This is a genomic window from Streptomyces sp. NPDC001153, from assembly GCF_053598315.1.
In genome coordinates this window covers 1-13977 of record NZ_JBSFJZ010000010.1, presented here as the reverse complement: position 1 = coordinate 13977, position 13977 = coordinate 1, and the positions used below count along the sequence as shown (strand labels likewise).

Here is a 13977-nt window from a genome sequence, read left to right as displayed (position 1 = left end):
CAGACCGTTTCGCGAAGGTGTCAGACCCGGACGCCGAACTGGAACGGCATGTCGGACATCGACTCGTAGCGGACCACGGCGCCGGTGTGCGGGGCGTGCAGCACCTGGCCGTTGCCGGCGTACAGGCCGACGTGGTGGATGTCGCCGTAGAAGAACACCAGGTCGCCGACCTGCAGGTCGTTGACCGAGCTGATCCGGGTCCCTATGGTCGCCTGCTCCTGGGAGGTGCGCGGGATGGAGACGCCGGCCTGGGCATAGGCCCAGGAGGTCAGGCCCGAGCAGTCGTAGGAGGCGGTGCCGGTGGCGCCGTAGACATACGGCTTGCCGATCTGCGACTGGGCGGCGGCGAAGGCAGCCGCGGCACGGCCGGAGGCGGGCGGCGTGTTGCCGAGGTCGACTCGCTGGCTGGAGGAGCGGTCGGCGCGCTGCTGCTCGGCGGCCAGCTGCTGCTTCTCCTTGGCGGTCAGGGAGTTGAGCAGCTTCTGCGCGTCGGCGAGCTTGCCCTGGACGTCCTTCTTGTTCTGCGCGAGCTGGGCGCGCGTGTCGGAGAGGTCCTTGAGCTTCTGGGTGGCCTCGGCGCGCTCCTGAGACAGTTCGCGCTGTTTGTCCTGAATCTTCTTCAGCGCGTCGACCTGCTGGGCGCTCAGCTGGTCGAGCGTGGAGGCCTTGTCGAGGAAGTCGTTCGGGTTGGAGGACAGGAACAGCTGGACCGAAGGGTCGATGCCACCGGAGCGGTACTGCGAGGTGGCCAGCGAACCAAGGCTGTCGCGCAGCTTGTTGAGGTCCTGCTGACCCCGCGCGACGTTGTCCTGGATGGTGGAGATTTCCTTCTGCAGCTTCTGCTGCTTCGCCTGGGCCCCGTCGTACTTCTCGGTGGCCTGCTCCGCCTGCTGATAGAGCTCGTCGACCTTGGCCTTGACCTGGTCCTTGCTGAGCTTCTGGCTCGGCGCGGCGTTGGCGGCGTTCGCGCTCAGCACGACGGCTGCGGCAGCTGCGGTGGTCAGCACGGTCACGCGGGCGCGACTCTGCTGCTTGGGTCGACGGTGGGACGCCACGGAGGACGAACTCCTTCTTGTGAGTGAGTGAGGAATCACCCGTTCGGAGGTTCGAGCCCAGACCCTAGTGACCCAGCTGTGATCATTCAAATCCTCACACTAAAAAATCCCATCACACAATGCATTCTTTGCTCACAACCCACATGCTGTAACGTGCGATTGACGCTACGTTGCGTGACGATACGGCCAATTCGGGCATTGCGCGTGCCCGTTGGACCTTCAGGACAGTCGCTTGAGAAGCACCGCAGAGGCGACGGGACGGGCACCCGCCTTGGCGACGCCGTCGGCCACCTCACGGTCGGTGGAGGCGACGATGACCGGACGGCCCGGCGGCTCCGCGCGCACGAGCTGCCGGATCAGCTCGTCGGCCGTGACGCCCGGCTTCGAGAACAGCACCCTGACCCCGCGCGGCGGGGCGAGCAGCACCGGGGCGGCCAGTTCGGCGCCGTCGAAGACACAGGTCACCTCGGCGCCGGTCTGCGCGGCGAGCGCGGAGAGCTGGCCGAGGAGCCTGAGCCGCTGCTTCTCCAGCGGCATCTGCGGATAGCCGGTCTTGGTGACGTTGTAGCCGTCGACGACCAGATGGGCCTGCGGCAGCGCCAGCAACTGGTCGAGGATGGCCGGGTCGTTCTCCGACAGGGCGCGCGCCGCGATGTCCTTCGGTGTCATTCGTCCCGGTTCGACCGCGTCCACGGTCTCGGCTGGCCGAACGGACACGGGCGGCAGTGCGAGTTCGCGCCTGAGGCCCTGGGTCGACTCCAGCAGGGTGTCGAGCAGCAGCCGTACCCGCATGTCCTCCACGCTGCGGCCCTCACGGGCGGCGCGGCGGGTGGCCTCCAGCGCGGCCTCGGCCTCGCCGAGGCGGGCCTTGAGCCGGCGGGCCTCGCTCTCGCCGGCCGACACCTGCCGGTGCGCCTCGGCGCGTACGGCGTCCATCTCGGCCTGGGCCTTGCGCAGGGCCGCCTCGCCCCGCTTGACGTCGCTGAGGGCGGCACGGAGCTTGCGGTGCAGGGATTCGGTTTCCTTCTTCGCCGACTCCAGCTCCGTACGCAGCCGTTCGGTCTCGGCCCGGGTGAGCTCGCGGGCCTGGGCCAGCTCGGCACGCAGCCGCTCCAGCTCGGCCCGGCTCTCCTCGTCTGCGCGCTCGGCGTCCGCGCGCTGGACCTCCTCGCCGGCCGCCGTGACCAGCTTCACCCAGCCTGCCGGGCGCAGTACGTAGGCCGCGGCCGCCACGTCGAGCGGGTCCGCGGCCGGGAGCGGCGAGCCGGAGTCGAGGGCGCCGGCGAGTTCCGGCTGCGCCTCTCTGAACTTCTCCCCGATCCGCTGCCGGAACAGCGCGTCGGTCTCCAGCGCCGCCGCCATCGCGTTCCCGGCGAACTTCGCCCGGCGATTGGGGGCGAACCGGGCGTACTGCCTGAGCTGGGCGGGCAGTTCCGCCACGGTCAGGCTGCCGAAGCCGTCCGATGCGATCTGGACGACCCGGCGGCGCACCCCGTCGGGCAGCGGACGGTCAAGCACCTCAGCGGTGCCGTCGCCCGGCCCCCCGCCTGCGGTCTCCGCCATCCGTCACACCCCACTACTTCAACTTCTTCGGGGCCGCTCCGCTCAGGAGCCGGCACCCGGCCTGTCCACGAGTTCCACCTGATCCACCGCGTTGCACCAGCGGCACCGCACCGACTCGATGGTCTCACTGACCACCTCGCGCTCCTCCACGGTCGGCTCGCCGGCCAGATCGAGGTGGACGTACTCGACGACCTTCGAGGAACGCGTCACGTCGAACCGGGTGAGGTTGCCGCACAGGGTGCAGCGCCATCGGGTGGTGGCGGTCGGCAGGGGAACCGTCATCGTGGCTGTCCGCTTCCTTCTCGTAGTCGCTCACCGCGCCGTCGGCGGACGGGTGTGGCCGTAACCCTACGGCCTGGCGGCGACTCGCCGCTGGCCCCTCCGAGGCGGCGAGGCGGTCTGTCAGCTTGCGTCCCGTTACGTCATGCTCTGTATTCATGATCAGCGAGTGGAGCACGGCGGTCGGCAGGGCCTTCAGGGCGGTCCGGAGCGCATCGGCACCCATGACGTACGGCCTCATCGCCCTGTGCTGCCTGCTCTTCGTCCTGGGCCCGGCCTCGGGGCTCACACCGGGGTACGGCTCCGGGGAGGGCCTGCTCGCCGCGCAGCGGGCGTACTTCCGGCGCTGGGGGGTGGTGCCGGCCGAGCTGTTCGCCAGGCCGGTGCGCGAGGCGCTGACCCCCGCCACGGCCCTGTTCGTGCACGGCAGCTGGGTGCATCTGCTCGGCAACATGCTCTTCCTCTTCGTCTTCGGGGCGATGACCGAGGAACGGATGGGCCGGGTCGAGTTCACCCTCTTCTACCTCGGCTGCGGCTGTCTCGCCCTGCTGGGCTACGCGGCCGCCAACGCCGCCTCCGAGCAGTCGCTGGTGGGCGCGTCCGGGGCGATCTCGGCGGTCCTCGGAGCATTCCTCTACCTGTTCCCCCGGGCCCGTGTGACCAGTCTTCTGCCGTTTCTGTTCTTCCTGCCACTGCGGTTCCCCGCGTGGGTCGTGCTGCCGTTCTGGGCGGCACTGCAGTGGGCGGCGGCGGAGCAGAGCTCGGGCGGCCCCGGGGTGGCGTATCTGGCCCACCTCGTCGGCTTCGGCCTGGGCTTCGGCTACGCGTGGGCCCGGTACGGCCGTACGACTAGAGTGAAGTGCGCCCCAGCTCCGGCACCCGAGGGAGAGAACCAGCCGTGATCACCGCGATCGTCCTCATCAAGACCAGCGTGGACCGGATCCCCGAGATCGCGGGGCAGATCGCCGCGCTGGAGAGCGTGAGCGAGGTCTTCTCGGTCACCGGAACCTACGACCTGATCGCCATGGTCCGGGTCCGGCAGCACGAGGACCTGGCCGATGTCATCCCCGGCCGGATCAGCAAGATCCCCGGCGTGGAGGCCACCGACACGCACGTCGCGTTCCGCACCTACTCCCAGCACGACCTGGAAGCGGCGTTCTCGATCGGCCTGGACAACTAGGGGCTGCGCCGCTCAGGCGTGTATCGCCTTCTCGTCTGCCGGGTGCGGTACGCCGGCGGGCGCGGGTTCGTTGTGGCTTGTCGCGCAGTTCCCCGCGCCCCTTTGGGGCGCTACCCCTGGCGTCGGCTTCACACCGCAGGTACGCAGCGGCCGTCCTCTGTGCGGTACGTCCACTCGGCACCCTCGGTGACCAGTTCCTTCACCGCCGTGACGAAGCGGTCGACATGCTCGTCGGGGGTGCCCGCGCCGAAGCTCACGCGGATGGCGTTGAGGGACCTCTCGCCCGGGGCGGCCTCGGGGGCTCCGCATTCCCCCTGGGCCTGGGGGTCGGTGCCGAGGAGGGTGCGGACCAGGGGGTGGGCGCAGAAGAGGCCGTCGCGGACGCCGATGCCGTACTCGGCGGAGAGCGCGGCGGCGAAGTGGGAGCTGTTCCAGCCCTCGACGACGAAGGAGATGACTCCGACGCGCGGGGCCTCGTCGCCGAAGAGGGAGAGGATCTTCACCTCGGGGACCTCCGCCAGGCCCTCGCGGACCCTGGCGATCAGGTGCTGCTCACGGGCCACCAGGGTGTCCCAGCCGGCCTCGGTGAGGGCCTTGCATGCGGACGCGATGGAGTAGGCGCCGATCACATTGGGCGACCCCGCCTCGTGCCGCGCGGCGCTCTCGTGCCACTCCACGTCCACACCGCCGTCCTGACGCCGGGTCACCTTGCGGCTGGCGCCGCCGCCCGCGAGGTACGGCTCGGCCGCGCGCAGCCAGTCGGCGCGGCCGGCCAGGACACCGGAGCCGAAGGGGGCGTACAGCTTGTGGCCCGAGAAGGCGACCCAGTCGACGTCCAGGTCACGGACGGACACCGGGTGGTGGGGAGCCAGCTGGGCGGCGTCCAGGACGATCCGGGCGCCGTGCGCGTGGGCGGCTGCCGCCAGCTCCCGTACGGGCCACAGCTCGCCGGTGACGTTGGAGGCACCGGTCACGCAGACGAGGGCCGGGCCGTACGGGTCGCGGTCGGCGAGGGCCCGCTCCAGGGCCGTGACGGCCTGCTGCGGGGTGCGCGGGGCGTTCAGGTAGGTGACACGGGCGCCCTGCCAGGGCAGCAGGGAGGCGTGGTGCTCGGTCTCGAAGACGAAGACCTGGCAGCCGGCCGGGAGGGCACGGGCCAGGAGGTTCAGCGAGTCCGTGGTGGAGCGGGTGAAGACCACCTGGTCGTCGGCGCGGCAGTCCAGGAACTCGGCGACCGTCTGGCGGGCGTTCTCGAACAGGTCGGTGGAGAGCTGGGAGAGGTAGCCGGCGCCGCGGTGGACACTGCCGTAGTACGGCGCGTAGGCGGCCACGTCGTCCCAGACGCGCTGCAGGGCGGGGGCGCTGGCCGCGTAGTCGAGGGCCGCGTAGGTGACCTCGCCGCCGGTGACGAGCGGGACGGTGACATCCCGGCCCAGAACGGGCAGGGGGGCACAAACGGACTGGTCGGCGGCAGCGGTGAAGACGGACATGGGGAACTCCCGTGAGAACGTACGCCGAAGACGACGTACGGAAAGAAGAGAAAAAGGGGGATGCGGAGGCGGGGCTCTGCGGCCCTATCGCATTCGCTTGCTCACGGAAGGCTCCCTCGATGACCAGGACCCCTGGTCCCGCGCTCTCAGCAGCGCGCGAGGGGTCCGCGCTTGCCGTAGACCTCGCTGCCTACGGCCTGGTCCTCACCCGGGGCACCCCGCCACGGACGGAGGGTTGCCGGACAGTCGGCCGGGGCCTCATGACTGTCACTCATGACCTGGTACAGGAACGTACGCGAAATGATCGTCGTCCCGCAACCCGTGTCCGGATCGCGGGACGACCGTCGGTGACCGCTAGGCGTTGCTCGCGGCCACCCAGCGCTCCAGTGTCCGCTTCGCCGCCCCCGAGTCGATGGACTCGGCGGCCCTGGCCATGCCGGCGCGGAGCTGGTCGGCGAGCGGGGCGTCCGTCGGGTCCAGGGCCACGAGGGCCGCCGCGGAGTTCAGCAGCACCGCGTCCCGTACCGGGCCCCGCTCGCCGTCCAGCAGGCGACGGGCGACCTCGGCGTTGTGCGACGGGTCGCCGCCGCGCAGCGCCTCCACGGGGACGAGGTCGATGCCGACGTCCCGCGGGTCGAAGGTCTCCTCGGTGACCTTGCCGTCCCGCACGACCCAGACGTGGGACGTGGACGTCGTGGTCAGCTCGTCCAGCCCGTCGTCGCCGCGGAAGACCAGCGAGGAGTTGCCGCGCTCCGCGAGCACGCCCGCGACGATCGGCGCCTCGCGGACGACGGCCACGCCGACCGCCTGGGCCCGCACCTTCGCCGGGTTGGTCAGCGGACCGAGCAGGTTGAACACCGTCCGGATGCCCAACTGACCACGCGCGGCGCCCACATGACGCAGCGCGGGGTGGAACTTGACCGCGAAGCAGAAGGTGATGCCGGCCTCCTCCGCGACCTCGGCCACCCGTCGGGGCGTGAGGTCGAGGTTGACGCCCAGCTTCTCCAGGACGTCGGAGGACCCGGAGGCGGAGGACGCGGCGCGGTTGCCGTGCTTGACGACCTTCGCGCCCGTACCGGCGACGACCAGTGACGACATGGTCGAGATGTTCACCGTCCTGGCCCCGTCGCCGCCCGTACCGACGATGTCGACGGTACGGCCGGGCACCTCGATCACGTTCGCGTGCTCGTACATGGTGCGGACCAGACCGGTGATCTCCTGCACCGTCTGTCCCTTGGCCCGCAGCGCCACCGCGAACCCGGCGATCTGCGCGTCGGTCGCCTCGCCGCGCATGATCCGGTCCATCGCCCACGCGGTGTCGTCGGCGGACAGGTTCCGGCCGTCCAGCAGGCCGTTCAGCAGGGCGGGCCAGGAGCGGCCCGCCGCGGTGTCGCCTCCAGCGGGGGTCACAGCGCTCATAGCCGCTCCTGTGTGTCGTAGAAGAAACCGTGTGATCCCACCCTATCCAGCCCGGGACACGGCGAAGGGCCCCGTCCGTAACCCGGACGGGGCCCTTCGGCGTGGTGTGGCGACGCCTGGATCAGTGGTGGCCGTGGCCGCTCGTGATCTCCTTGTACTCGTCGACGGTCGGCTTCGGGATCTGGTTGTCCTCGCCGTAGTAGGCGCTGGACAGCTTCACCCGGAGCTTCTCCGAGGCCGGCACCTTGCGCTCGACACCGTTCTCGTCGACCGTCGGGCCGATCTCGGCCGGCTCGTACTGGTGGTGAGCCGTGAGGGTGTGCAGCTGCTCCTGACTGAGCGGCTCGTGCACCTCGATGAACTCACCGTGCGGCAGGCGCTTGATGATGCCGGTCTCGCGACCGTGCAGCACCTTGTCGCGGTCGCGGCGCTGCAGCCCCAGGCAGATCCGCTTGGTGACGAGGAACGCGATGACCGGGCCGACGAAGAAGGCGATCCGGACGAACCAGGTCACGGCGTTGATCGACAGGTGGAAGTGGGTGGCCCACAGGTCGTTGCCACCGCCGACCAGCAGCGTCAGGTACACCGTCATCCAGGCGACACCGAGACCGGTGCGCGTCGGGGCGTTGCGCGGGCGGTCCAGGATGTGGTGCTCGCTCTTGTCCCCGGTGACCCAGGACTCGATGAACGGGTAGACCGCGATCGCCACGAGGACCAACGGGAAGATCATCAGCGGGATGAAGACGCCCAGGACGAGCGTGTGACCCCAGAGGTTGATCTCCCAGCCCGGCATGAAGCGGATCAGACCCTCGGAGAAGCCCATGTACCAGTCGGGCTGGGCGCCGGTGGACACCTGGTCCGGACGGTAGGGGCCCATGGCCCAGATCGGGTTGATCTGAGCGACCGCCGCGATGGCCGCGATGACACCGAAGACCAGGAAGAAGAAGCCTCCGGCCTTGGCCATGTAGACCGGCAGCAGCGGCATGCCGACGACGTTCTTCTCGCTCTTGCCGGGACCCGCGAACTGCGTGTGCTTGTGGTAGAAGACCAGGATCAGGTGGCCCACCATCAGCCCGAGCATGATGCCCGGCAGCAGCAGGATGTGGATCGAGTAGAACCGGGCGACGAAGTCGTGGCCGGGGAACTGACCGCCGAAGAGGAAGAACGACAGGTACGTGCCGACGATCGGCACGGACAGGATCGCGCCCTCCATGAAGCGGACACCGGTGCCGGAGAGCAGGTCGTCCGGGAGCGAGTAACCGGTGAAGCCGGTGAACATGCCGAGGACGAACAGCAGGAAGCCGAACAGCCAGTTGATCTCACGCGGCTTACGGAACGCGCCGGTGAAGAACACGCGCATCATGTGCACGAACATGCCGGCGAGGAAGATCAGCGCGGCCCAGTGGTGGATCTGCCGCATGAGCAGACCACCGCGCACGTCGAAGGAGATGTGCAGGGTCGAGCTGAACGCCTCGGACATCAGCTGTCCCTGGAGCGGGACATAGCTGCCGTGGTACTCCACCTCGTTCATCGACGGGTGGAAGAACAGCGTCAGATAGACACCCGTCAGGATGATGATGATGAAGCTGTACATGCACACTTCGCCCAACATGAACGACCAGTGGTCGGGGAAGATCTTGCGCATGTTGGCCTTGGCCAGGGAGTAGATCCCGAGCCGGCCGTCGGCCCAGTCGGCGACACGCTCGCCGGCCGGTGCCTTCCCGCGAGAGCGGGGCGTCTCGTTGGCTGCAGTACTCATCCGCGCTCCCAGAATGCAGGACCGACGGGCTCCTCGAAGTCGCCGAGCGCCTGGAGGTAACCCTCACTGTCCACACCGATGCGCAGCTGCGGCAGGGCGTGGCCGGCGGGGCCGAAGATCACTCGGGCGCCGTCGGAGAGGTCGAAGGTGGACTGGTGGCACGGGCACAGCACGTGGTGCGTCTGCTGCTCGTACAGCGAGATCGGGCAGCCGACGTGGGTGCAGATCTTCGAGAAGGCGACGATGCCCTCGTGCGACCAGTCGAGCTCGCGCTTGTCCTTGATGTTGTCCGGCTGCAGCCGGACGATCATCAGCGCGGCCTTGGCGATCTCCGTCTGGAAGTCCTCGCTCGTCTCCTCCAGCCCGTCGGGCTTGGCGAAGGTGAGGGAGCCGACGGCGACGTCCTCGGGGCGCAGCGGCAGGTTGGTGTTGGTGTTCACCAGACGCTTGCCCTTGGCCCACATCGTGTGCCGCAGCGAGGTGCCGGGCAGCGGACCGAGGTCACGCAGCAGCATGACGCCGGAGAGCGGCACCAGGGCCAGCGCGCCGAACATCGTGTTGCGGATCAGCTTGCGGCGGCCGAGCGCCGACTCGGCGGCACCCTGGCGGAAGTCCGCGTGGACCTTCGCGCGGACCTCGGGGGCGGCCTCGATCGGGTGACGCTCGTCGGCGACCTCGACGTCGGACATCAGGGTGCGGGCCCAGTGGACCGCGCCCGCGCCGATGCAGAACAGCGCCGCACCGAGGGTCAGACCCAGCGCGAAGTTCAGCGCGCTGATGTGACCGATCGGGAAGACGAAGATGCTCTTGTCGTGCGGGATCGTCACGTACGAGACGATGAAGCCGACGGTGGCCAGCATCGACACCGTGAACAGCAGGGCGACCGCGCGCTCGGACCGCCTGGCGGCCCGCTCGTCGATGTCCTGGATGCGGTGCTCGTGAGGCGGCAGCCCCGGGTCGGCGAACGGGTTCACCTCGTCCGCGACCCCTACCGCGCCGCGCGCGTGGTCCTGCTCAGCGGGCAGGTTCTCTTCTGGAATGTCTTGGCTACTCATGACTTCTTGGCCTTTGCGGTCCGAGCGGCGACCCAGACGGCGACGGCGATCAGCGCGCCGAGACCGAAGATCCAGGCGAACAGACCCTCACTGACCGGCCCGAGGCCGCCCAGCTCCAGACCGCCGGGGTTCGTCGTATCGCTGCTGTCGACCGCGTGCAGGTACGCGATGATGTCCTTCTTGTTCTTCGAGGACAGCGTGGTGTCGGGGAAGGACGGCATGTTCTGCGGGCCGGTCTGCATGGCCTCGTAGATGTGCTTCGGGTCGACACCCTCCAGCGTGGGCGCGAACTTGCCCTTGGTCAGGGCACCGCCCTTGCCGGTGAAGTTGTGGCACTGCGCGCAGTTGGTGCGGAACAGCTCGCCGCCCTTGGCGATGTCCGCGCCGCCCGGGCCGTACTGGTCCTTGGTGGGCACGCTCGGGCCGGCGCCCAGCGTGGCGATGTACGCGGCGAGCTGGTCGATCTGCGTCTGGTTGTAGACGACCTTCTTGCGCGGGACCTGGGCGCCCTGGGAGGTGGCGGCCGGCATACGGCCGGTGCCGACCTGGAAGTCGACGGCCGCGGCACCCACGCCGACCAGGCTCGGCCCGTCGGAGGAGCCCTGGCCACCGGTGCCGTGGCAGCTGGCGCAGCCGACCTCGTAGAGCTTCTTGCCCTCCTGGATGGTCAGGGACTGGGCGGAATCATCGGCCTGCGCCTTGCCCGCGGGTGCGAACGCGGCGTACAGCCCCCCAGTGGCCGCCAGCGCGAGGAGTAGGACGACGACCGCCGCCAGCGGATGGCGTCGTCGTGCGGAGAGCTTTTTCACGGATTACCCCGGTGTCAGGATCTTCTGCGTCGGTGGTTCTGGATGTGCGGGAGCCGGTCCCGGCTACTTGATCAGGTAGATCGTGGCGAAAAGGCCGATCCAGACCACATCGACGAAGTGCCAGTAGTAGGACACGACGATGGCGGCGGTCGCCTGCTCGTGGGTGAACCTCTTGGCCATGTAGGTGCGCCCGAGGACCAGCAGGAAGGCGATCAGACCGCCCGTCACGTGCAGGCCGTGGAAGCCGGTGGTCAGGTAGAACACCGAGCCGTACGGGTCGGAGGAGAGCGAGATGCCCTCGTCCCTCACCAGGCTCGTGTACTCGTAGATCTGACCGCCGATGAAGATCGCACCCATGATGAAGGTGAGGATGAACCACCCGCGGAGCTTCTTCACGTCCCCGCGCTCGGCCGCGAACACGCCGAGCTGGCAGGTGAGCGAGGAGAGCACCAGGATCGTGGTGTTCGTCGCGGAGAAGGGCACATTGAGCGCGTCGGCCATGTGCTTCCAGTGCGCCGGACCCGTCACCGATCGCAGGGTGAAGTACATCGCGAAGAGGGCCGCGAAGAACATCAGCTCGGAACTCAGCCAGATGATGGTTCCGACGCTGGTGAGGTTCGGCCGGTTGACCGACGGGTGCGCGTGCCCGGTTTCTACTGTCGTTGCTGTCGCCACGACCGACATTATGTCGGTCGCTTATCCCGCCCTCACTCCGGGGGGTGCCGTTCGGAGTGTTGCCACCCGCCGAACCGGTGTTGACGTGGTGTTCATGGGGACTTCCACGGGAGTAAGCTCCGCCCGAACGGCCTTGTCCGTCCCGTCCGTACGACGCTGACGTCCCGGAGGAACAATGCAGCCGACCGCCACGGTGCTGGTCTACAGCGACGACTCCAACACCCGCGAGCAAGTACGGCTGGCCGCCGGCCGCAGGCCCGCTCCCGACGTCCCCCTGGTCGAGTTCGTGGAGTGCGCGACACCCGAGGCGGTGCTGCGTGAGCTGGACAAGGGCGGGATCGATGTGTGCGTGCTGGACGGTGAGGCCGTGCCGATGGGGGGCATGGGGGTGTGCCGGCAGATCAAGGACGAGGTGTTCAACTGTCCGCCGGTGCTGCTGCTGATGGGGCGGCCGCAGGACGCGTGGCTGGCCACGTGGAGCCGGGCCGACGCTGCCGTGACTCTTCCGGTGGATCCTGTGGAGCTCTCCTCCGCGTTGGCTTCTCTGCTTCGTCAGAAGCGGCTGCTGAGCGCCTAGCGGGCAGGGGCGACTGGAGCCCCGCGCCCCTTTCGGGGCGCTCAAAGGGCCGCTGGCTGGAGTCTTACCGTGTCCGCCTCGGACGGGGCGTCGGGCTTGCCGTTGACGAGGGCGCTGCCCGTGCGCCACTTCTTCCAGTCGACGTTCCAGTCGCCGAAGCCATTGCCGAAGTCCTCCATCTGGTGGCCGTTGGAGTTGACGACCTTGACGAGGTCGCCCTGGTGGATGTTGTCGAAGAACCACGCGGCGTTGCCGTTGCTCATGCCCGTGCAGCCATGGCTGACGTTGGCGTAGCCCTGTGAGCCCACGGACCAGGGCGCGGCGTGCACGTACTCTCCGGACCAGGTCACCCGGGTGGCGTAGTAGACCGACAGGTCGTAGGAGTCGGAGCTGCTCGCGGAGATGCCGATCGTGGTGCCGCGCATGCGGACGACGTACGCCTTCTCCAGGACGACCTTGACGCCGTTGCGGGTTTCGTACCCGGGCCTGCCGGTGGTGACGGGGATCCGCTTGAGCGCCGCGCCGTTCTTGTAGAACGTCAGCTGGTGCGCCGCCGCGTCCGTGACGGCCTCGATCCGGTCACCCGTGGTGATCTTCAGCGGTTTCGACGGGCCGCCCCACAGCCGGTCGCTGATCCTGATGCCGTCCAGGTTGCTGTGCACCGTGATGGTGGCGTGGGCGGGCCAGTACTCCTGGGGCCGGTAGTGGAGTTCCTTGCCGCTCACCCAGTACCAGGAGCCCTGTACGGCCGGCGTGGAGTCCACGCGGAGGGCGCGTTCCACGACGGCGCGCTGCGCCTTGTCCTTGACCTCATGGTCGAGTTGGGCGGTGATGGGCTGCCCGACGCCGTACTGGCCCGATTTCGGCCCGAGGGTGACGGTCAGGCGCTTCTTGTCGGTGGGCCTGCTGGTGTCGAACGTGAGCACCTTGCGGCCGGGCGCGCCGTCGTCGTCCTCGGTGCTCACCGTGACCGTGTAGTGGGCGTTGGCGGCCAGCGGGGCGGTGCTGTGCCATCTGCTGCCGTCGGCGGCGAGTTCGCCCGCCACATAGCGCCCTGCGGAGTCCTGGGCGGTGACGTCGGTGATGCGGTCGTCACCCGTGGTGGTGATCTCCAGGGGTTTGTCCGGGTCGGCCCGCTCCCCCGCTTCGGCCGGGCCGTTGAAGGAGATCTCGCCCGCCGCGTCGTACGGCTTGGCCGACAGCGGGTTGCCGTCCGAACCGCAGGCGGTGACGCCCGCGCCGAGCGCGGTCACCAGCAGGGTGCAGCCGACGACGGTGCGGGTCCGCGGAGTGTGGTTCATACGATCACGCTATGAGGCGCTGACCCCATTTGCGCGGCGAGTAACCCGTACGAGCGACCGACACTGCGGCAAAGGAACGACCGCGCTCGGACGACCTGTGGAAAACCGGCAAGCCCGGACGCTCCCGAGGAAGCGTCCGGGCTTGCCGGTACGTACTGCTCTCGCGTGCTACTGGGTGCGGTTCTCACCGTGGTAGTACTCGAACACCCAGCCGAACAGACCGACCGCGATGAACGGGGCGGAGAAGTAGATCAGCCACCAGCCGACCGCGATGCTGAGGAAGGCGATCGCACCGCCGAAGCCCAGCAGGAGCGGCTGCCAGCTGTGCGGGCTGAAGAAGCCCAGCTCGCCCGCGTCGTCCGCGACATCGGCCTCCTTGTCGTCCTGGGCACCCGCGTCGACCCGCCGGGCGGTGAAGCCCAGGTAGAAGCCGATCATGATGCTCAGGCCGAAGGCCAGGAAGAGTGCGGTGGTACCGGCCGGCTCCTTCGACCACACGCCATACACGATGGCCATGATCAGGAGGAAGAAGCTCAGCCAGATGAACATCCGGCCCTGGATCTTCACTTGCCGGCCTCCTTGCTGCCCGCGATGGCGGTGCCGTGACCGCTGTGCGCGAGCTGCTCGAGCGCGGCGATCTCAGGGTGGTGCAGGTCGAACGCCGGGGATTCGCTGCGGATCCGCGGCAGGGTGAGGAAGTTGTGCCGCGGCGGCGGGCACGAGGTCGCCCACTCCAGCGAACGGCCGTAGCCCCACGGGTCGTCCACGCCGACCGGCTTGCCGTACTTGGCCGTCTTCCAGACGTTGTACAGGAA

Annotated in this window: 14 protein-coding genes, 1 pseudogene and 1 riboswitch; of the genes and pseudogenes, 3 read left to right on the top strand and 12 right to left on the bottom strand. The window is 68.9% G+C overall.

The window, feature by feature from the left end; translation table 11 throughout:
* Window positions 1-20 precede the first annotated feature (20 nt).
* From ACWDEN_RS13385 to ACWDEN_RS13375, 3 genes are all read right to left on the bottom strand, one after another.
* Window positions 21-1055, bottom strand: a complete 1035-nt coding sequence (locus ACWDEN_RS13385; protein ID WP_351615298.1) for a C40 family peptidase — start codon at window positions 1053-1055, stop codon at window positions 21-23.
* Between the two features lie 219 nt (window positions 1056-1274).
* Window positions 1275-2618, bottom strand: coding sequence for an NYN domain-containing protein (locus ACWDEN_RS13380; RefSeq protein ID WP_351615295.1), 1344 nt, complete (start codon window positions 2616-2618; stop codon window positions 1275-1277).
* Window positions 2619-2660: 42 nt separating this feature from the next.
* Window positions 2661-2900: a hypothetical protein gene (locus ACWDEN_RS13375; RefSeq protein ID WP_014672226.1), complete on the bottom strand. Its 240-nt coding sequence runs from the start codon at window positions 2898-2900 to the stop codon at window positions 2661-2663.
* Between the two features lie 155 nt (window positions 2901-3055).
* Here ACWDEN_RS13375 and ACWDEN_RS13370 point away from each other — a divergent pair, with 155 nt between their 5' ends.
* Together ACWDEN_RS13370 and ACWDEN_RS13365 are read left to right on the top strand one after the other, a co-directional pair.
* A complete protein-coding gene (locus ACWDEN_RS13370; RefSeq protein WP_351615292.1) occupies window positions 3056-3799 on the top strand; it encodes a rhomboid family intramembrane serine protease in 744 nt (247 codons plus the stop codon).
* Window positions 3796-4077: an Lrp/AsnC family transcriptional regulator gene (locus tag ACWDEN_RS13365; RefSeq protein ID WP_351615291.1), complete on the top strand. Its 282-nt coding sequence runs from the start codon at window positions 3796-3798 to the stop codon at window positions 4075-4077. Before ACWDEN_RS13370 ends, ACWDEN_RS13365 begins: the two co-directional genes overlap by 4 nt.
* A 128-nt stretch (window positions 4078-4205) precedes the next feature.
* On the opposite strand, the gene ACWDEN_RS13360 is transcribed toward ACWDEN_RS13365, so the two are convergent.
* The 6 genes from ACWDEN_RS13360 to ctaE all read right to left on the bottom strand — a co-directional run bounded on the left by ACWDEN_RS13360 (window position 4206) and on the right by ctaE (window position 11293).
* The gene (locus ACWDEN_RS13360) at window positions 4206-5567 is read right to left on the bottom strand and encodes an aminotransferase class V-fold PLP-dependent enzyme (protein ID WP_351615290.1); all 1362 of its coding nucleotides are present in this window, start codon (window positions 5565-5567) and stop codon (window positions 4206-4208) included.
* Window positions 5568-5729: 162 nt separating this feature from the next.
* Window positions 5730-5846, bottom strand: a riboswitch (SAM riboswitch).
* 75 nt (window positions 5847-5921) lie between these two features.
* Window positions 5922-6986 (bottom strand): anthranilate phosphoribosyltransferase, encoded by a 1065-nt coding sequence (gene trpD, locus ACWDEN_RS13355; RefSeq protein ID WP_351615289.1) that lies wholly within the window; start codon window positions 6984-6986, stop codon window positions 5922-5924.
* Between the two features lie 121 nt (window positions 6987-7107).
* On the bottom strand, window positions 7108-8745 hold the full coding sequence (qcrB, locus tag ACWDEN_RS13350) for a cytochrome bc1 complex cytochrome b subunit (protein WP_351615287.1): 1638 nt from the start codon (window positions 8743-8745) through the stop codon (window positions 7108-7110).
* On the bottom strand, window positions 8742-9800 hold the full coding sequence (qcrA, locus tag ACWDEN_RS13345; protein ID WP_351615284.1) for a cytochrome bc1 complex Rieske iron-sulfur subunit: 1059 nt from the start codon (window positions 9798-9800) through the stop codon (window positions 8742-8744). Before qcrA ends, qcrB begins: the two co-directional genes overlap by 4 nt.
* Window positions 9797-10609 carry a cytochrome bc1 complex diheme cytochrome c subunit gene (gene qcrC / locus ACWDEN_RS13340; protein WP_351615282.1) on the bottom strand — a complete coding sequence of 271 codons (813 nt, stop codon included), beginning with the start codon at window positions 10607-10609 and terminating at the stop codon, window positions 9797-9799. Before qcrC ends, qcrA begins: the two co-directional genes overlap by 4 nt.
* A gap of 63 nt (window positions 10610-10672) precedes the next feature.
* Window positions 10673-11293, bottom strand: coding sequence for an aa3-type cytochrome oxidase subunit III (ctaE, locus tag ACWDEN_RS13335; protein WP_351203789.1), 621 nt, complete (start codon window positions 11291-11293; stop codon window positions 10673-10675).
* Between the two features lie 166 nt (window positions 11294-11459).
* Between ctaE and ACWDEN_RS13330 the strand changes: the two genes are divergently transcribed.
* Window positions 11460-11861, top strand: coding sequence for a response regulator (locus ACWDEN_RS13330; RefSeq protein ID WP_351615279.1), 402 nt, complete (start codon window positions 11460-11462; stop codon window positions 11859-11861).
* A gap of 41 nt (window positions 11862-11902) precedes the next feature.
* On the opposite strand, the gene ACWDEN_RS13325 is transcribed toward ACWDEN_RS13330, so the two are convergent.
* The 3 genes and pseudogenes from ACWDEN_RS13325 to ACWDEN_RS13315 form a co-directional block, all read right to left on the bottom strand.
* Window positions 11903-13162, bottom strand: a complete 1260-nt coding sequence (locus ACWDEN_RS13325) for a L,D-transpeptidase (RefSeq protein ID WP_351615276.1) — start codon at window positions 13160-13162, stop codon at window positions 11903-11905.
* A 168-nt stretch (window positions 13163-13330) separates the two neighbouring features.
* Entirely contained in the window at window positions 13331-13729 is a 399-nt protein-coding gene (locus tag ACWDEN_RS13320) for a cytochrome c oxidase subunit 4 (RefSeq protein WP_351615273.1), read from the bottom strand.
* Window positions 13726-13977 (bottom strand): annotated as a pseudogene (locus ACWDEN_RS13315) (cytochrome ubiquinol oxidase subunit I); the annotation flags it as partial. The gene ACWDEN_RS13320 and the pseudogene ACWDEN_RS13315, both read right to left, overlap by 4 nt.